This window comes from Hydrogenophilus thermoluteolus (assembly GCF_003574215.1).
Taxonomy (GTDB): Bacteria; Pseudomonadota; Gammaproteobacteria; order Burkholderiales; family Rhodocyclaceae; genus Hydrogenophilus; species Hydrogenophilus thermoluteolus.
Window position 1 is genome coordinate 724,658 of record NZ_AP018558.1, and the last position, 18,248, is coordinate 742,905.

Below are 18,248 nucleotides of genomic sequence, written 5' to 3' on the forward strand. Positions count from 1 at the left end.
ATGCGGTTCTCCTCCGTACCACGCCGCTTTCACTATCGTGCTCAGCCTGCGCCGCCGCCGCCCGATTTTCGCCCGGGGCGGCGCTCCTGCCCCAAATGGTGGGCAGCAGTGCGCTCCGCTTTTTTTCTCCTCTATCTTGCTGCGGTGACCGCGCCCTATTCGCTTTTTGCGCTGCTGGTTCGGCCGCTTTCGCCACAATGGCGCTACTACCTGATTTCCCGTTGGGCGGTGGTCATCAGCTGGGGCATTCGGTGGATACTGGGCATTCGCTGGCATTACGAAGGGCTTGCGCACTTCCCGCAGCAGCCCGCGGTGATCCTGACCAAACACCAGTCGGCGCTCGAAACGATCGTCCTGCCCGCAAAGCTCGCGCCGATGGTCTTCGTCTTCAAAAAAGAGTTGTTGCGCATCCCATTTTTTGGTTGGGGAATCGGCAGTTGCCCGATGATCCCAATCGACCGCAACGCCGGGCGCGACGCCATCAAGCAGGTCGTTTCGATTGGTAAAGAACGGCTACGTCAGGGGTTCTACGTGACACTCTTTCCCGAAGGCACGCGGGTGGCGGTGGGGGCGACGCGACGCTACAAAGCCGGGGGGGCGAAACTCGCGGTCGAAGCGGGGGTGCCCGTGGTTCCGATCGCGCACAATGCTGGTGAGATGTGGGCACGCAACGCGTTCGTGCGCTACCCGGGTGACGTGCTCTTCGTGATCGGGCCAACCATCGAAACGGCCGGGAAAGACCCCGATACGGTCATCGCTGAGACCGAATCGTGGATCGAAAGCGAGATGCACCGCCGTTTCCCTTGGCACTACCCCTCCTGATCGTGCTCGCTTGGCAAAGCGGACGAATTGTGCGATGATTGGAACGTTTGTTTGAAACGGACCATGCTCATGGCCAAAAACACCCGTGGATCGCAGCGTGCTCAAGCGGTATCGGGAGAGGTCGATACGCGTGAACGCATCCTCAACGTCGCGGAAGCCCTTTTTGCCGAACACGGTTTCGACGGGGCGTCGATGCGGATGATCACCGCCGCGGCGGGCGTCAATTTGGCTGCGGTCAATTACCATTTCGGCAGCAAAGAGAAATTGATCGAGGAGATTTTTCGCCGTCGTCTGGTTTGGCTCAACGAGTTGCGTCGGCAGCGCCTCGACCAGCTGCAGCTAGAGGCGGAAAAGCTCGGCAAGAGCGTTCGCCCCAGCCGCATCCTCGAAGCCTTTTTCGGTTCCCTTTTCGATTTGGCGCGTGAGCCGGGCGGCGAAGCGTTCCTTCGCCTATTGGGGCGCACGCTCACCGACCCGTCGTCGTTCGTGCGCCGCGTGCTTGCTGCCGAATATGGTGACGTACTTGAGCGGTATCTCCAAGCGCTCTACGCAAGCGTTCCGGATGTGCCGCACGAAGAGATCCTCTGGCGCTTTCACTTCATGCTGGGGGCGGTATCGTACGCGATCGCGGGTGTCGATGCGCTGCAACTCTTTGCTGGCGAACATTTTGACGACCGCAACCTCGATCACCTACGCGAACGGTTGATCAGCTTCCTGATCGGTGGGCTGCGCGCGCCGCTGCCGCAATTTTCCGATTGAAATTCAGTCATTCAAGGGGTGGCCGCTCTGCGATCGTGACGGCCACCGTAAGCGGCTTGCCGTTGCGTTCCAACGTGAGCGTCACCTGTTCTCCGGGCGGAAGCGTCGCTACGGCGTCCAGCGCTTCGGCAATCGCATGGACCGGCCGGTTGCCCACGGCGCGTAGGATGTCCCCTTTCGTGATCCCCGCTCGTTGTGCGGGCGAATCGGGTAGGACCTCAGTGATCAAAACCCCACCTCGCGCAGCTTCTTGGTCAGTCGCATCGATCCCTTCGGATAACGGTTCCAATTGAACCCCCAGCCAACCGCGGCGCACGCGGCCGTCGCGCACGAGCGCCGCAACAACCGGGCGCACCACGCGGCCGGGGATTGCGAATCCAATGCCGATGTTGCCGCCGGATTGCGAAAAGATCGCCGTATTGATCCCAACGAGTCGCCCCGCGGTATCGACCAAGGCACCGCCCGAATTGCCGGGGTTGATCGCCGCATCGGTTTGGATGAAATGTTCGAACGTCGAAATCCCCAATTCGGTCCGATCCAGCGCCGAGATGATCCCCATCGTTACGCTTTGGCCGACGCCGAACGGGTGGCCGATCGCCAGCACGATGTCGCCCACCGCATAACTGTCGTCGGGAGCGAATGGGAGGGGATGGAGCGGGATCGCGGAAAGCGCACGCAACCGCAATACGGCAAGGTCGGTTTCCGGGTCTTTCCCGATCACTCGAGCCGAAGCAGCCGTTCCGTCAGCGAAACGGACGCGCACGCGTTCTGCTTTCCCCACGACGTGGGCGTTGGTGACGATCAAACCGTCCGCACTGATCACCACACCCGAACCGATCTCACTGGGGAGCGGTTGGGGCAACGGGATCTGCGGGTGGTTGGGAGGGAGGGGTTTTGCGGTGGCGGACTGGGTTTGATCGGGCAAGACCGCAACGACCGCTGCCATCCCGGCGCGCGCCGCGGCCCGGAAATCTTTTTCGGTTTGCGGCGTTGCGGTGGCTGACGGCGCGGTACGTTCGACGACCACCACCGATTCGCGTGCCAACCACCACTCAGGTTTGAGGTGGGCGAGGACGAAACCCACGATCGCGACAGCAAGCACGGTGTACGCGATAATGTCCAACAAGCGACGACCGTTCATCTGAAAGGAATCCGGAATGCATTTGTGGGAACTCACGGCGACGCTCGACGAGTGGCTCGCGCCGCACCTTTTTCGCGATTATTGCCCAAATGGCCTGCAGGTGGAAGGGCGAAGCGAAGTGCGCCGCATCATGACCGCGGTGACGGCAAACCGCACCACGATCGAAGCGGCAGTCGCGGCCGAGGTGGATCTGCTGCTCGTGCATCACGGACTCTTTTGGAAAGGGGACGATCCGTGTGTCGTGGGTTTGAAACGCCGCCGCTTGCGCCTGCTTCTTACCGCAGAGATTTCGCTCGTTGCCTACCATTTGCCGCTCGACGCCCATCCCGAAGTCGGGAACAACGCGGTCTGGGCGCAGGCGATGGGGTGGGTGACGCTCGAGCGTTTTGGGGATCAGTCCCTCGGCTGTCTGGGAGAGTGGGGCAACGAAACGGATCGTGACTGTCCGCCCACCGTTGCGGTACTTGCGAATCGGCTGCAGGCAACCCTTGGCCACACCCCGCTCGTGGTGGGCGACCCGGATCGACCGGTGCGCCGTTTGGCGTGGTGCAGTGGCGCAGCCCAGAGTTTTTTTCTCGAGGCAGTGGCCAAAAGGGTAGATGCGTTCGTCACCGGGGAAATCTCCGAACCGTACGTTCATTTGGCGCGTGAAAGTGGCGTTGCTTTTCTTGCCGCAGGCCACCATGCAACCGAGCGCTTCGGTGTTCAGGCGCTCGGGGCGCGTCTTGCGCAACGTTACGGCATCACGGTCACTTTCTTCGACGACCCCAGTCCGGTTTGAACGCCGTCACCAACTTGCCTATAATGGCGGCATCGCAACCATACGGTACCGTATGTCTTATGAGCGAACAGACGAATCTGCCCAAGCAATCCGTAACCCGGCGGCGCATTCACCGCCGCACGATTACCATCGACGGCTTCGAACGCAGCGACGGTCTGTGGGAGCTCGAAGCGACGCTCACCGACGTCAAAGACGTCGACTATCCCATCTCGTCGGGTATGCGTCCAGCAGGAACTCCAGTACATGAGATGACGGTGCGCATCGCGTACGACAACACGTTCACGATTCGCGAAGCGCACGCGGAGAGTCGCTGGGTGCCCTTTTTCGGGGTGTGCGAAACCATTACCTATGCGTATAAGCAACTTGTCGGCCTGAATCTGCTCAAAGGGTTTCGTTTGGCGGTCAATGACCGTTTTCGTGGGGTTCGCGGGTGCACGCATATCACAGAGCTGCTCTATGCCCTGCCCACCGCGGCGGTCCAAACCTTTGCGACCTTTCGCCGCGACAACGAGGAGAGCGACGAAAAGCCGTTTCATCTCGATCAGTGCCACGCGCTCGACACCGACTCCTCACCGGTGGTCGCGCAGTATTACCCGAAATGGTTCCGGAACAAAGCGGTATAATTATCGCGGCGGCCGCGCGTGCGTGCTGTCAAAGACCAGGGAGCGGAGGGCGTGCCGTCAGGACGTCCCCGTAGCGATGCGTTTGGAACAGTGTCAAAAGGGCAACCATGAAGATTCACGAGTATCAAGCCAAAGAGATCCTGCGCCAATTTGGAATCCGGACGCCGCGGGGCGAACCGGCATTTTCGGTAGCAGAGGCAGTCGAGGTCGCCAAGCGGTTGGGTGGCCCGGTTTGGGTGGTCAAAGCGCAGATTCATGCCGGTGGGCGCGGCAAAGGGGGCGGGGTGAAACTGGCCCGCTCGCTCGAAGCCGTCGAAACCCTTGCCGGACAGATTCTCGGGATGCGTCTGGTTACCCACCAAACGGGGCCAGAAGGGCAGATCGTGCGGCGGCTCCTGATCGAAGAAGGGGCGGATATCCGCCACGAATACTATGTTTCGGTGCTCACCGACCGCAAGACGCAGCTGGTTGCGATGCTCGCTTCCAGCGAAGGCGGGATGGACATCGAAGAGGTGGCGGCCAAGACACCCGAGAAAATCATCAAAGTGTTCATCAACCCGCTCGATGGGATCTCTGACGAGCAAGCGCTGACCCTGGCCAAAGGGATCGGCATTCCCGAAGGGTCGATCCCCGCTGCGGTCGATACCTTCAAGAAACTCTACCACTGCTACATGGAGACCGATGCGTCCCTGGCAGAGATCAACCCGCTCATCCTCGAAGGGGACGGTGGCATCAAAGCGCTCGACGCCAAATTCAATTTCGACGACAACGCGCTCTTTCGTCATCCCGAAATCGTCGCCTACCGCGACCTCGACGAAGAAGATCCCGACGAAGTCGAAGCGTCGAAGTATGACCTTTCGTACATCTCGCTCGACGGCAACATCGGTTGCCTGGTCAATGGGGCGGGTCTCGCGATGGCGACGATGGATACCATCAAGCTTTTCGGGGGCGAACCGGCCAACTTCCTCGACGTTGGCGGTGGCGCAACCACGGAAAAGGTGACCGCTGCGTTCAAAATCATGCTGAAAAACCCGCGCGTGCAAGCCATCCTGGTCAATATCTTCGGAGGGATCATGCGCTGTGACACCATCGCGGAAGGGATCGTCACCGCCGCGCGCGAGGTGAGTCTGAACGTTCCGCTGGTCGTCCGGATGAAAGGCACCAACGAAGATATCGGTAAGAAAATTTTGGCCGAATCGGGGTTGCCGATCATCTCCGCCGAAACGATGGCCGAAGCCGCGGAAAAAGTGGTTGCCGCAGCGAAAGGCGCAGCCGCCTGACGAAACTCGAGCAGCAGAGGATAACCGCTATGTCGATTCTGATCAACAAAGAGACGAAAGTCATCACTCAGGGGATCACCGGGAAAACCGGTCAATTCCACACGCAAAAATGTATCGAATACGCGTTTGGACGCGACTGCTTCGTTGCGGGCGTGAACCCGCGCAAAGCGGGGGAAAAGATTTTCGATATCCCCATCTATGCCACGGTGAAAGAGGCGAAAGAAGCCACGGGAGCGACCGTTTCGGTGATCTACGTCCCGCCGGCTGGGGCAGCCGATGCGATCTGGGAAGCGGTCGAAGCCGATCTCGACCTCGTGATCTGTATCACCGAAGGGATTCCGGTGCGCGACATGCTGATGGTGCGCAACAAAATGAAGCGCAAAGTCGAGCAAGGCGGCAAAGAGACCCTATTGCTCGGCCCGAACTGCCCAGGCATCATCACGCCGGACGAACTCAAGATCGGGATCATGCCTGGCCACATCCATAAAAAAGGGCGCGTTGGCGTGGTCTCCCGCTCGGGAACCCTGACCTACGAAGCGGTGGCGCAATTGACCGAATTGGGGTTGGGGCAGTCGACCGCGGTGGGGATCGGCGGCGACCCGATCAACGGCCTCAAGCACCTGGATGTGATGAAGATGTTCAACGACGACCCCGACACCGACGCCGTGATCCTGATCGGTGAAATCGGCGGTTCGGACGAAGTGGATGCCGCGCTCTGGTGCAAAGCGCATTTCAAGAAACCGGTCGTGGGCTTCGTTGCCGGCGTCACTGCCCCTCCGGGGAAGCGCATGGGGCACGCCGGTGCGCTCATCTCCTCTGGCGCGGACACCGCAGAGGCAAAACTCGCAATTATGGAAGAGTGCGGTTTCAAGGTGACGCGCAACCCCTCTGAGATGGGTAAATTGATGAAACAGTTGCTCGGCTAAGCGTTACGCAACGGGTTCGAAACAGCACGCTTCAAAGCCAGTGAACTTCGGTTCACTGGCTTTTCATTTACAGTCACGGTGCGTTACGATACGATTGACGCAACTCGGAGGATCTGGGATGACACGTTTTCTCACCGAAGCGGATGTCCAGCAGTGCCTGACGATCTCGGAGGCAATCGAAGCTGTCGAATGGGTGATGGGGCAGCACGCGGAAGGGGCGGTCGTGGATCTCCCCCGGCAACGGGTACGACTGCCAGGATCGATCACCCATCTGCTGCAAGGCGCGGTACCGGCGCTTGATCTCACGGGGTTCAAGGTCTATACCTCCACACGTGAAGGCACGCGCTTTTGGGTACACCTCTATCGGATCTCGACCGGTGAACCGGTTGCCGTGCTTGCTGCCGATTGGTTGGGGATGATGCGCACCGGGGCGACGGGCGGCGTCGCGATTCGCCATTTGGCGCGTTCGGACGCCCAAGTGCTCACGCTTTTCGGTTCCGGTTGGCAAGCCGAAGGGCAGGTTCGGGCAGCTGCGGCGGTCCGCGCATGGCAAGCCATTCGTGTCGTCTCACGGCGGTTCGAAAACGCGCAACAGTTTTGTGCCCGGCTCGAAAAAGAGCTGAGCGTCCCAATGGTTCCTTTCGCTCCTGAGTCTGCTGCGGAAGCGCTTGCCGGGGCGGACGTCGTGGTCACTGCCACCACCTCCGCAACGCCCGTATTCGATGCCGCGTGGATCCGCCCGGGGATGCACATCAACGCGATCGGTTCCAACAGTTTGGCGCGGCAGGAGATTCCGGAAAAAACGGTCGTTGCCGCCGATCGTATCGTCGTCGACAGTCGCGCGGTGGCGCTCAAAGAGGCGGGTGATCTGTTACCCGCACGCGAAAAGGGGCGTACCCGGCCTGAACTGTGGGTGGAGCTGGGTGAGGTGCTCGCCGGGATCCGTCCGGGACGGCGGGGGCCTGACGCGATCACCCTTTTCGAATCACAGGGGATGGCGATTCAGGATATCGCGGTCGCCGCGCGCGTTCTCGAGCGTGCAACGGCTCTGGGGCTGGGTTCGGAACTCCCGTACTGAGGGCGTCTCGATTCGTGGGTACGACATCGCGCCTCGCTGATCTCCTCCGCTCTGCCCCCTCCGGCGGGTTGCAGCTCTCCTATCGGGAAACGTTCCTGTGGCAACTACCCCTGGTCTTGCCCCTTTATCGGGTGGGGCGTGACGAGCGCAACGACATTCGCTTGGATGACGCGACGGTGAGTGCGCGCCACGCCCTGCTTACCCCTTTCTTTCAAGAACTTTTGGTCGAAGATCTGGGGAGTAAAAACGGCGTCTGGTACCAAAACCAGCGCGTGACGCGGGCGCGCCTCAAACCGGGCGAAACCGTCCGGATCGGCCATTTCTGCTTGCGTTTCGTCGCTTCACCGCCCAACACCTTGTCGTGGGACGCGCCGGAGCAGTCGCCTACGAGCCCGCCGGTCCCGATCGCCCAACCGCGCTTGGTGGTGGAGCCGGGTGGCAAAGCGCTGCTTCTTTCGCGGCGCGTGACACGGTTGGGCAGTGACCCCAATCGCGATCCGATGCTCATTCGTGACGGCTACCGTGTTTTGCTCTTCGTTCCGGAAACGACGGAGGTCCGGCTGAACGGAGCGGTCACGTCTGGGCTGCAACTGCTGCGTCTTGGCGATCACTTCGAATGGCGTGATCGCATCTTCTCCTTGGACGCCGATTCGGTTTCTCATTAGCTCTCGAGGATGTGACGTGATGCAACGCTCCTACTTGCTCGCTCCCAGTATCCTATCTGCCGATTTCGCCCGCTTGGGCGACGAGGTGCAGAAGGTCTCCGCTGCCGGGGCCGACTGGATCCATTTCGACGTGATGGACAACCATTACGTTCCGAACCTCACCGTCGGGCCGCTTGTCTGTCAGGCGATTCGGCCGTATACCGAGAGACCGATCGATGTCCATTTGATGGTCAAACCGGTTGATGCTTTGATACCCGAATTCGCAAAAGCGGGCGCAGACATCATTTCGTTTCACCCGGAAGCATCGGAGCACATCGACCGTACGCTTTCGCTCATCCGCGACTGCGGTTGCCAAGCTGGTCTCGTTTTCAACCCCGCAACACCGCTGGTTTGGCTCGAACATGTGCTCGACAAAGTCGACCTGGTGCTCTTGATGAGCGTGAACCCAGGGTTTGGCGGTCAGAAATTCATTCCCTCGACCTTGCCGAAATTGCGCCAAGCGCGTGCGCTGCTCGATCGCTACGAAGCGGAGACGGGGCGCCACATCTGGTTGGAGGTCGATGGTGGCGTGAAGGTCGACAATATCGCTGCGGTGGCCGAGGCGGGCGCTGACGTCTTCGTTGCCGGTTCGGCCGTCTTTGGTGCGGCGAACGCGCACGACCCGAACCGGTACGACTCCGTGATCGCGCAGTTTCGCGCCGAGCTTGCGCGTATCGACCGGGAGGGTGCCTGATGCCAGAACGGTACGCGGCCGAAGTAGTCCTGTTCGACCTCGATGGCACGCTCGTGGATACCCTGCCCGATTTGACCGAGGCAGCGAACCGAACGCTCGTCGAACTGGGGTTGCCGCCCCGGACCCAGGGAGAGATCGCCACCTTCGTCGGGCAGGGGATCGGCGAACTCGTGCGGCGCGCGTTGGGCGCTGCGGTCGCGGCCGATTCGGCACGGCTCGAAACGGCGTTGCAGGTTTTTCGTCGCCACTATGCCCAGGTCAATGGCAACGATAGCCGCCTCTATCCCGGCGCGTTGGAAACGCTCGAAACGCTGCGTGACGCGGGGCGTAAGCTTGCCGTGGTGACCAACAAAGCGAGCCAATTCACGTTGCCCTTGTTGGAGCGGATGGGCATCCTGTCCTATTTTGCCGCTGTGGTAAGTGGCGACACGCTGCCGGTGAAAAAACCGGATCCCGCGATGCTGCGTTACGCGCTCACCCAACTGGGCGCCAGTAGCCCTATCGCCGCTGTGATGGTAGGCGATTCGCGCAACGACGCGTTGGCGGCGCGCGCGCTCGAAATGCCGGTGTTCTTGGTCACGTACGGCTACAGTGAAGGACAGCCCATTCACGAAGTTCCTTGTACCGCCTACCTCGAGTCGCTGCCGGAAGTGCTAAACTTCCTTGCTTAGCAACGGCGCAAGGGTAGGTACGGTGACTTTGAGCGAACAGGAATTCGACGCACTCGCAGAAGCTGGGTACAACCGGATCCCGGTAACGCGTACTACGTTCTGTGATCTCGATACACCACTTTCCATCTACCTGAAACTCGCCAACGAACCCTGGACCTACCTGCTGGAATCGGTTCAGGGGGGCGAGCGATTCGGCCGTTATTCGTTCATTGGGTTGGCGTCCCCCAGCCGCATCGAGGTCTATGGGCGCTCGGTGTTGTTGCTCACTGGGAACCGCTTGGTCGAGCGGCGCGACTACGGGGATCCGCTCAATTTCATCGCCGAGTACCTCAACCGAATCAAAATTCCGCCGCGCGAAGGGCTGCCGCGTTTCATCGGGGGGCTGGTCGGCTATTTCGGGTTCGACACCATCCGCTTTATCGAACCGCGGCTGGCGCGCAGCCCCCATGCCAAACCGGATCCGCTTCAGACCCCCGACATTCTGCTCCTCGTTTCCGAGGAGCTTGCGATCGTCGATAACCTCACCGGAAAACTGACGTTGGTCGTCTATGCCGACCCGGGGGTGCCCGGCGCCTACCGTCGGGCCGTCAAGCGGCTCGACGAACTGCAACGTAAATTGCGGCAACCGATCAGTTGGCCGGAAAGTCTGGAACGGACCGGTGCTGCTGCCGCGCAAGCAGGCTCAGCACCGACCGAAGACGAAGCGCTCGCGTTCGGTTTTCCGGAGGAGGCGTTCAAAGCTGCGGTGGCAAAAGCGCAACGGTACATCGTCGACGGCGACATCATGCAGGTGGTGCTCTCACAGCGGATGAGTCAGCCGTTTGCGGGTGCGCCACTGGCGCTCTATCGTGCGATCCGCTCGCTCAATCCGTCGCCCTACCTCTTCTATTTCGACTTCGAGTCGTTCCAGGTGGTTGGCGCCTCTCCGGAGATCCTCACGCGTGTCGAGGACGACGGCGAAGCCAAAAAAGTGATCGTGCGTCCCATTGCGGGGACGCGCCCAAGGGGGGCAACCCCGGCAGAAGATGCCGCGTTGGAAAAAGAGCTTCTGGCAGACGAAAAAGAGCGCAGCGAACATCTGCAATTGCTCGACTTGGGGCGTAATGACGTCGGGCGCGTGGCGCGGACCGGCAGCGTGAAGGTCACCGAGGCGTTCGCGATCGAACGCTACTCCCATGTGATGCACATCGTTTCGAACGTCGAAGGGGTGTTGAAAGAAGGCGAGTCGATGCTCTCGGTGCTCCGCGCTACCTTTCCTGCAGGAACCGTTTCCGGCGCGCCGAAGGTGCGGGCGCTCGAAATCATCGACGAATTGGAACCGCACGGCCGCGGCATTTATGCCGGTGCAGTCGGTTATCTGGGTTTCCACCAAGAGATGGACTTGGCGATTGCGATTCGCACTGCGGTGATCAAAGACGGCCAAGTCCATGTGCAGGCGGGGGCGGGAATCGTAGCCGATTCCCAACCCGACGCCGAGTGGCAAGAGACGCGTAACAAAGCGCTGGCGATGCTCAAAGCGGCACAATCGGTGAAAAGCGGCGCGTTCGACGAGTAACCCGCTGAAGTTGTCAGCCGGATTACCCGCCGGTCCGTTTACCAGCCGCTATTCCCCCAACCGGAATCGCCGCCGGTGGTGGCACCGCCACCACTCGTGCCGCTGCCTGCATCGCCCCAATCGCCTGCTTCACCGCCTTCGAACGGAATCTGAATGGTGTCGAGATCCACTTTTTTCTGCACGTCGAGGTTCGCGGTGATGATCCCTGGCCAGATGAGGACTGCGGCGACCATCAGTATCTGCAGTACGATGAAGGGAATCACCCCTTTGTAGATGTCAAACGTCGTCACCGGCGCGATCTGTTGCTTCGTGACCGGGTCTTCGTAATGTTTCACCGGTGCGACGCTGCGCAGATAGAAGAGCGCGAAACCAAACGGTGGCGTCAAGAACGACGTCTGCATGTTGATCGCGATAAGAACCCCGAACCAGACAAGATCGATCCCCAGATGTTCGGCAACCGGTGCGAGCAACGGCAGCACGATGAACGAAATCTCGAAGAAGTCGAGGAACATCCCCAAAATGAAAATGAGGGTGTTCACGAAGATCAAGAAGCCAAGTTCCTCGCCGGGTAATTGCGCAAAGAGCTCTTTCACCCACTCCTGTCCATTCGCGGAGACGAAGACGAAGCTGAAGACCGTCGAACCCAGAAGGATCGCTAGGACGAAGATCGACAGTTTCGTTGCTCCCTCCAGCGCCTCGCGCAACATCGCCATCGAGAATCGTTTGCGCAGTGCAGCCACCGCGATCGCACCGATCGCCCCCATCGCGCCCCCTTCGGTGGGCGTCGCGACGCCGATGAAGATCGTGCCCAAGACCAAAAAGATGAGTACGAGCGGCGGGATCATCACGAAAATGACACGATGCGTCATCTGGGAAAGGAAACGGCGGCCCAGCGCGGAGTCGATCGCCGCGAGCACCAGTGCGACGAACGCACCAAACGTGGTGGCCATCACCACTTTCTCGTCGGTTGGCGCGGTGACCGCTTCGCCTTTCCATTGCGTCAAAAGCGCGTCATAGTTCGCGGCGAAGAGGGTAGCGGCGGCCAGCACCCCCAAAAAGGTGAAGAGGAGCGAGCGGTAGCCACTACCCCCGTTGGGCTCATGAAACGTGCGCGCTGATTCCGGTAGTGCAGGGACCCATTTGGGGCGGATGAGCGCAATCGCGATCACGTAAAGGAAATAGACCGCAATCAACCCCAACGCCGGGATCAGCGCGCCTTTGTACATGTCACCGACGCTGCGGCCCAATTGGTCTGCGATTACGATCAGCACCAACGACGGCGGAACGATCTGCGCGAGCGTACCGGACGCCGTGATCACGCCGGAAATGAGCCCACGATGGTACCCATAGCGCAACATCACGGGGAGCGAGATCAACCCCATCGAAATCACCGATGCGGCAACGACCCCGGTCGTTGCGGCAAGCAGCGCCCCGACGACGATCACCGAAATCGCGAGCCCACCGCGGATCGGGCCGAAGACTTGGCCTGCCGTTTCCAGAAGGTCTTCCGCCATTCCGGACCGCTGCAAGATGAGGCCCATCAGGGTGAAGAAGGGGATCGCCAACAGGGTCTCGTTCTGCATGATCCCGAAAACCCGCAGCGGCAACGCGTGAAAGAGGGTTTCCGGAAAAATACCGAAATGAATCCCCAAAAAACCAAAAAGCAGCCCCGCTGACGCGAGCGAAAATGCAACGGGAAAGCCGGAAAGCAGAAAGATGACCAACCCCAGGAACATCAGCTGCGGGAAGTTGGCAGCAAGGAATTCGGCCATGAAGCGCTCCTCAGCCTCGCAAAATGGGTGAATTAGTGGGGGTTCGCTTGCTTCAGCGGGTCGGGGCCGTGACCCAGCAAGAATGCGATGCGCTTGATCAATTCAGAGAAGGCCTGAATGGCCAACAAGCCGTATCCGGCAGGCACCAGCGCATAGAGTGGCCAGCGGATCAAACCGCCCGCGTTCGACGACATTTCCCCCGTGGTATAGGCTTGGACGACGATCGGCCACGCGAAATTCGCCATGAAGTAGCACAGGGGAAAGACGAAGACGACGATGCCGATGGCGTCGATCAAATTGCGCGTCCGGGCACTCAGGCGGTTGGCGACGACGTCGATGCGGACATGGGCGTTTTCCAAAAAGCCGTAACCCAGCCCCAGCATGAAGACTGCAGCGAAGAGGTACCACTGGATCTCCAAAAAGGCGTTGGAGCTGGTATCGAAGAGTTTGCGCACCAATGCGTTCGCGGCGCTGATCGCAGTGGCTGCGAGCGTGAACCAGAAAAAGAGCCGCCCGAGTGAGCGGTTGAGCGTATCGATTACCGCACAGATTCTAAGGAGCGGTTGCATCGTCGTGACGCCTCATCAACAGGGTTGTAATCGGGGGGGTGAAAGAGAAGAACCCCCGCATGTTTCGGGGGTTTTCGATTTTAGAGTTTGACGGAAGCCATGTACTGGTCGAAACTCAGGTCCGCCAGGCGGAACCACGCGTACTGGTCACGCAGGAATTTTTCGAACTCGGTGTAGATTTTCTTCCAATCCGGGTTGGTGTCGTTGAGTTCGGCGTAGACTTCGTTGCGCGCTTTGAACGCTGCGTCCATGACGTCTTTCGGGAAGCGGTGCACCTGCGCCCCGTTTGCGATGAGCTGCTTCAACGCCTGCGGGTTGCGCGCGTCGTACTTCGCTTGCATGGTCACGTGGGCGTGCGACGCCGCAGCACGGATCATCTCTTGGTACTCTTTCGGGAGCGCCGCGAACTTCTCTTTGTTGATGTACAGCGTCAGCTGCGCACCACCTTCCCACCAGCCCGGATAGTAGTAGTGAGGCGCCACTTTGTAGAAACCGAGCTTGAGATCGTCGTACGGGCCAACCCATTCGGTGGCGTCGATCGTTCCCTTTTCGAGCGCTTGGTAGATTTCACCGCCCGGGATACTTTGCGGAACGCCACCGAGTTTTGTCAGTACTCGGCCCGCAAAACCAGAAATGCGGATCTTCAACCCCTTGATGTCGTCAACCGACTTGATCTCTTTGCGGTACCAACCCCCCATCTGCGTGCCGGTATTCCCCATCGGCAGGCTGACGATGTTGTATTTCGCATAGAATTCGTTCATCAGCTGGTTGCCGCCGCCGTCGTACATCCATGCGGTGAGCATCCGCGAGTTGAGGCCAAACGGTACCGCGCAGTCGAACGCGAACGCTTCGTTCTTGCCGAAGAAGTAGTAGGGCGCGGTATGGGCCAATTCGATGGTGCCTTGCTGAACGGCGTCCAACACCCCGAAAGCGGGCACCAGTTCGCCGCCAGCGAAGACCTGGACTTCGAATTTACCGCCGGACATCTGGTTGATGGCGTTCGCGAAGTCTTCCGCCGCGCCGTAGATGGTGTCGAGCGCTTTCGGGAAGCTCGACGCCAACCGCCAACGGATTACTTCTTGTGCATGGATGATCGCAGGCGCCGTGCCGGCAGCCAGAATGCCGGCAAGGCCGGCGCCTTTGAGGAAACGACGACGTTCCATAATCACCTCCTTGGATACGGGTTTGTTATGCGAACTGAACGGTTCAGTTGGCGGCGTTTATGATAACGCAAAAATTATTGACCCGCTATTTGCACTGCAGCAATCGCGGTGCTGCCCAACCGAAAGCGGCGGTCGGGGCGGGCGTCGTCGGCAACGCCGATCAACCCGGCAAAAAGCTCTGGGAGCGTGCCCGAGACCGTGATTTCATGCACCGGATAGGCGATCGCACCGTTTTCGAACCAGAATCCGGCCGCGCCGCGCGAGTATTCGCCGGTAACCGTATTGACCCCATGACCCAAGAGTTCGGTGATCAATAGCCCGTGATCGACCGTGGCCAGAAGCGCAGCGAGCGAATCGTGGGTGGTGGTGGGCAACAGGTTGTGCGCGCCGCCTGCATTACCGGTGCTGACCAACCCGAGTTTGCGCGCGGTGTAGCTGGACAAAAAGCGTCCGACCCATCGGCCCTGGTCGATCACAAGGCGTGGCGCCACGCGCACCCCTTCGGCGTCAAATGGGCAGGAGCCAAAACCTTGGGGCAGCCACGGATCCTCTTGGACCGAAAACCATTCGGGAAAAAGCTGCGTTTCGAACCGTTCCAGCAAAAACGTGGCACGGCGGTAGAGCGCGCCGCCACTTGCCGCGGCGACGAAGTGACTCAAAAGCGACGGCGCCACTTCGGGGCTGAAGACGACCTCATAGCGTCCCGTGGCGAGTTTGCGCGCGTTGCGGCGCTGCAATGTCCGCGTCGCGGCTTCAACACCAATCGCTTCGGGATCGGGCAATTGGTCGGCTACGCGGCGGCTTGCCCAGGCACCGTCGCGCACCAGCGAGCCGTCGTCACTTTGTGCCAGCAATACGCAAGAATAGGAATGGGCTGTTTCGGCGGTGACCCCTGAAAAACCGAGGGTATTCGCGATCGCACTCAGTTCCACTTCGGTGGTGCAGGTGGCTCCTTCGGAATTGACGATCCCCGTTTGCGCCGTTCCGGCCGCTTCGAGGCGCTGGGTAAGCGCGATCAACGTTTCAGGAGTCACCGACCAAGGGTGGTAGCAGCCGAGGTCAGGCGCGGCACTGGGGTCGGCAAGCCATGAAGGATCGGGAAGCCCGGCGGCAGGATCGGGTTCGGTGTGGCGCGCGATCGCCACTGCGGCTTGCACGGTTGCTTCGATCGCGCGCGGAGAAAGGTCACTCGTGGCGGCGTGCCCGGTACGCCCGTCGAGGTAAACGGTCACCGAGAGGGTGCGTTCGCGGTGGTGCTCGATGGTTTCGACTTCGCCGTGGCGTACCGTGATGGAGCGTCCCACTCGTTCCGAAACCCCTGTTTGTGCTGTTGCGCCAAGAAGGCGTGCCCGTTCGGCGGCATGTTCCGCAACGCGTTGGAGTTGCTGTTGCCAGTGCGGCAATGAAGGCAAGCCAGGGTTCATGCGTGATCCTCAGGGAAAATTTGCGATAATTCTATAATGGAACCGCAAGAACTCTCGAAAACCAAGCGCAAAGCGCGCATGCACCAACTGCAAGCGGTAGGGGAAGCGCTGTTGGCGCTGCCGGTGGAGCGGTTGCGCTGGTTGGCGCTCCCGCGCGATCTCGCGCAGGCGCTCGCGGAAGCGAGACGGCTATCTGGTCACTTCGAGGCCTACCGGCGCCAGATGCAGTATGTGGGGCGTCTTCTGCAACCGTACGAACTGGAACCGCTGCAGGCGCTGGTTGCTTCCCTGTGTCCCGGTGGGGCGGTCGATGCGCAGTGTCAACGGGAAGCGGAACGCCTTGCCGCCGAATTTCTTGCCGATGAGTCGGTGGTGGGGGAACTGTTGTCCCGCTTTCCCGAGTTCGACGTGCCCTATTGGCGGCAAATGCGACGCGCTGCGTTGAAAGGCTTGGCGGCAGAACCGCAAGACCTCTTGCCGCGCCGTCGCTTGGTGGCAGCGCTTAGGCACGCGATCGAGGCGACATTGGTACTGACGCTCCCGGAACGGAGCGCAGTGGAGACGGATCACGACGAGGAGACCGACGATGAGTGAACCCGAGGTGGTCATTGGGTTGGTGTCGATCAGCGACCGCGCATCGAGCGGCGCCTACGAAGACAAAGGAATTCCTGCGTTGGAGTCGTGGCTCAACCGCGCGCTCGTTACCCCTTGGCGGGCGGAAAAGAGGCTGATCGCCGATGAGCAGCCGGTGATCGAGGAGACGCTCAGAACGCTAGCCGACACGTGCGGTTGTTGCCTGATTCTGACCACGGGAGGAACGGGTCCTGCACCGCGCGATGTCACGCCCGAGGCGACGCTCGCGGTGGCCGATCGCGTCCTGCCCGGTTTTGGCGAAGAGATGCGGCGCATCAGTCTCAATTTCGTACCTACCGCGATCCTTTCACGCCAAGTGGCGGTCGTGCGCGGAAAAACCTTGATCGTCAATCTGCCTGGCCAACCGAAATCGATCGTGGAAACTCTGGAGGGGCTCCGTCATGAAGACGGCAGTTGGCGGCACAAAGGGATTTTCGCCGCGATTCCCTACTGTATCGACTTGATCGGCGGCCCGTATATTGAAACGGATCCCGACGTGATCCCCGCGTTTCGGCCGAAAAGCGCGCAACGTCCCACAACCAAGAAGGTCTCATAGCCATGAACCCTAGAAGTTCCGTTCGGTTTCATATCGACGACACTCGGATTCGCGACATCCAAGAGTTGGTTCCGCCCATCCATGTGCTGCGGGAATTCCCGGCGACACCGGCTTCGGCGCAAACTACGTTCGAAGCCCGACAGGCGATCCACCGTATTCTCCACGGTGCGGATGAGCGCTTGGTCGTCGTGGTGGGACCCTGTTCGATTCACGATCCGGACGCGGCGATCGAATACGCCACGCGCCTCAAAAAAGAGGCTGAGCGTCTTGCGAACGAGCTGTTGATCGTCATGCGGGTCTATTTCGAAAAACCCCGAACCACTGTGGGCTGGAAGGGGTTGATCAACGATCCGTACTTGGACGGTACCTATTGCATCAATGATGGCATTCGCATCGCGCGCAAACTCCTCTGCGAGATCACGGAGATGGGGCTCCCGGCTGGAACCGAATTCCTCGACATGATCACGCCGCAATACATCGCCGACTTGATCGCGTGGGGGGCAATCGGTGCCCGCACCACGGAAAGCCAAGTCCATCGTGAATTGGCCTCTGGGCTCTCCTGCCCGGTGGGTTTCAAGAACGGTACCGACGGCAACGTCAAGATCGCAATCGACGCGATCAAAGCGGCGCAGGCACCGCACCACTTCCTTTCGGTGACCAAGGCGGGCCATTCGGCGATCGTGAGTACCGCGGGGAACGAAGATTGTCATATTATTTTACGCGGCGGCAAAGCGCCTAACTACGACGCGGCAAGCGTGCAAGCGGCGTGCCAGGAGATGGCGAACGCCGGTTTGCCGGCGCGTATCATGGTCGATTGTTCCCATGGGAACAGCCGGAAAGATCACCGTCGTCAAGCAGAAGTGGCGCAAGCGGTAATGGATCAACTGGCGCAAGGGGAGGAGCGCATCATCGGCGTGATGATCGAATCCCACCTCAAAGAGGGGCGCCAGGATCTGATTCCGGGGCAACCGCTCGAATACGGCAAAAGCATCACGGATGCCTGCATCGGTTGGGAAGATACCGTCCATATCCTGGACGGTTTGGCGCATGCCGTGCAGTTGCGACGGGCGGTGCTGGCGCAACGCGGCGACTGACCG

Annotated in this window: 19 protein-coding genes; 14 read left to right on the forward strand and 5 right to left on the reverse strand. The window is 60.3% G+C overall.

The annotated features are described in order from the left end of the window. The gene (locus HPTL_RS03510) at nt 1-822 is read left to right on the forward strand and encodes a lysophospholipid acyltransferase family protein (protein ID WP_119334739.1); all 822 of its coding nucleotides are present in this window, start codon (nt 1-3) and stop codon (nt 820-822) included. 69 nt (nt 823-891) lie between these two features. Further along, nucleotides 892-1,581: a TetR/AcrR family transcriptional regulator gene (locus HPTL_RS03515; RefSeq protein WP_119336057.1), complete on the forward strand. Its 690-nt coding sequence runs from the start codon at nt 892-894 to the stop codon at nt 1,579-1,581. Between the two features lie 7 nt (nt 1,582-1,588). Here the strand turns inward: HPTL_RS03515 and HPTL_RS03520 are convergent, their stop codons facing one another. Beyond that, a complete protein-coding gene (locus HPTL_RS03520) occupies nt 1,589-2,722 on the reverse strand; it encodes a S1C family serine protease (protein WP_119334740.1) in 1,134 nt (377 codons plus the stop codon). A gap of 16 nt (nt 2,723-2,738) precedes the next feature. Here HPTL_RS03520 and HPTL_RS03525 point away from each other — a divergent pair, with 16 nt between their 5' ends. The 9 genes from HPTL_RS03525 to trpE all read left to right on the forward strand — a co-directional run bounded on the left by HPTL_RS03525 (nt 2,739) and on the right by trpE (nt 11,034). Continuing rightward, complete coding sequence (locus HPTL_RS03525; RefSeq protein ID WP_119334741.1) at nt 2,739-3,503, forward strand: Nif3-like dinuclear metal center hexameric protein; 765 nt, start codon at nt 2,739-2,741, stop codon at nt 3,501-3,503. Nucleotides 3,504-3,562: 59 nt separating this feature from the next. After that, nucleotides 3,563-4,126, forward strand: a complete 564-nt coding sequence (locus tag HPTL_RS03530) for a DUF2889 domain-containing protein (protein WP_119334742.1) — start codon at nt 3,563-3,565, stop codon at nt 4,124-4,126. Between the two features lie 107 nt (nt 4,127-4,233). Further along, a complete protein-coding gene (sucC, locus tag HPTL_RS03535) occupies nt 4,234-5,406 on the forward strand; it encodes an ADP-forming succinate--CoA ligase subunit beta (protein ID WP_119334743.1) in 1,173 nt (390 codons plus the stop codon). Between the two features lie 29 nt (nt 5,407-5,435). Then, nucleotides 5,436-6,332: a succinate--CoA ligase subunit alpha gene (gene sucD, locus HPTL_RS03540; RefSeq protein WP_119334744.1), complete on the forward strand. Its 897-nt coding sequence runs from the start codon at nt 5,436-5,438 to the stop codon at nt 6,330-6,332. 118 nt (nt 6,333-6,450) lie between these two features. After that, entirely contained in the window at nt 6,451-7,410 is a 960-nt protein-coding gene (locus HPTL_RS03545; protein WP_119334745.1) for an ornithine cyclodeaminase family protein, read from the forward strand. Nucleotides 7,411-7,424: 14 nt separating this feature from the next. Further along, nucleotides 7,425-8,075 (forward strand): FHA domain-containing protein, encoded by a 651-nt coding sequence (locus tag HPTL_RS03550; protein WP_170141257.1) that lies wholly within the window; start codon nt 7,425-7,427, stop codon nt 8,073-8,075. 19 nt (nt 8,076-8,094) lie between these two features. After that, complete coding sequence (gene rpe, locus HPTL_RS03555) at nt 8,095-8,808, forward strand: ribulose-phosphate 3-epimerase (RefSeq protein ID WP_119334747.1); 714 nt, start codon at nt 8,095-8,097, stop codon at nt 8,806-8,808. Continuing rightward, nucleotides 8,808-9,479 (forward strand): phosphoglycolate phosphatase, encoded by a 672-nt coding sequence (locus HPTL_RS03560; RefSeq protein ID WP_119334748.1) that lies wholly within the window; start codon nt 8,808-8,810, stop codon nt 9,477-9,479. The genes rpe and HPTL_RS03560 overlap by 1 nt, the downstream gene beginning before the upstream one ends. A 28-nt stretch (nt 9,480-9,507) precedes the next feature. Next, nucleotides 9,508-11,034 (forward strand): anthranilate synthase component I, encoded by a 1,527-nt coding sequence (gene trpE, locus HPTL_RS03565; RefSeq protein ID WP_119336058.1) that lies wholly within the window; start codon nt 9,508-9,510, stop codon nt 11,032-11,034. Between the two features lie 38 nt (nt 11,035-11,072). Here the strand turns inward: trpE and HPTL_RS03570 are convergent, their stop codons facing one another. The 4 genes from HPTL_RS03570 to HPTL_RS03585 form a co-directional block, all read right to left on the reverse strand. After that, nucleotides 11,073-12,806, reverse strand: coding sequence for a TRAP transporter large permease (locus HPTL_RS03570; RefSeq protein ID WP_119334749.1), 1,734 nt, complete (start codon nt 12,804-12,806; stop codon nt 11,073-11,075). Between the two features lie 32 nt (nt 12,807-12,838). Continuing rightward, nucleotides 12,839-13,375, reverse strand: coding sequence for a TRAP transporter small permease subunit (locus HPTL_RS03575; protein WP_119334750.1), 537 nt, complete (start codon nt 13,373-13,375; stop codon nt 12,839-12,841). A gap of 80 nt (nt 13,376-13,455) precedes the next feature. Further along, on the reverse strand, nt 13,456-14,538 hold the full coding sequence (locus HPTL_RS03580) for a TRAP transporter substrate-binding protein (RefSeq protein WP_119334751.1): 1,083 nt from the start codon (nt 14,536-14,538) through the stop codon (nt 13,456-13,458). Between the two features lie 74 nt (nt 14,539-14,612). Then, nucleotides 14,613-15,962, reverse strand: coding sequence for a metallopeptidase TldD-related protein (locus HPTL_RS03585; RefSeq protein ID WP_119334752.1), 1,350 nt, complete (start codon nt 15,960-15,962; stop codon nt 14,613-14,615). A gap of 36 nt (nt 15,963-15,998) precedes the next feature. On the opposite strand from HPTL_RS03585, the gene yjgA reads away from it, so the two are divergent. From yjgA to aroG, 3 genes are read left to right on the forward strand one after another with little or no spacing between them, the layout of a single operon-like run. Continuing rightward, on the forward strand, nt 15,999-16,556 hold the full coding sequence (gene yjgA / locus HPTL_RS03590) for a ribosome biogenesis factor YjgA (protein ID WP_119334753.1): 558 nt from the start codon (nt 15,999-16,001) through the stop codon (nt 16,554-16,556). Further along, nucleotides 16,549-17,151, forward strand: coding sequence for a molybdopterin adenylyltransferase (gene mog / locus HPTL_RS03595; RefSeq protein WP_119334754.1), 603 nt, complete (start codon nt 16,549-16,551; stop codon nt 17,149-17,151). Before yjgA ends, mog begins: the two co-directional genes overlap by 8 nt. A 2-nt stretch (nt 17,152-17,153) precedes the next feature. Further along, the gene (aroG, locus tag HPTL_RS03600) at nt 17,154-18,245 is read left to right on the forward strand and encodes a 3-deoxy-7-phosphoheptulonate synthase AroG (protein WP_119334755.1); all 1,092 of its coding nucleotides are present in this window, start codon (nt 17,154-17,156) and stop codon (nt 18,243-18,245) included. Nucleotides 18,246-18,248: the final 3 nt, after the last annotated feature.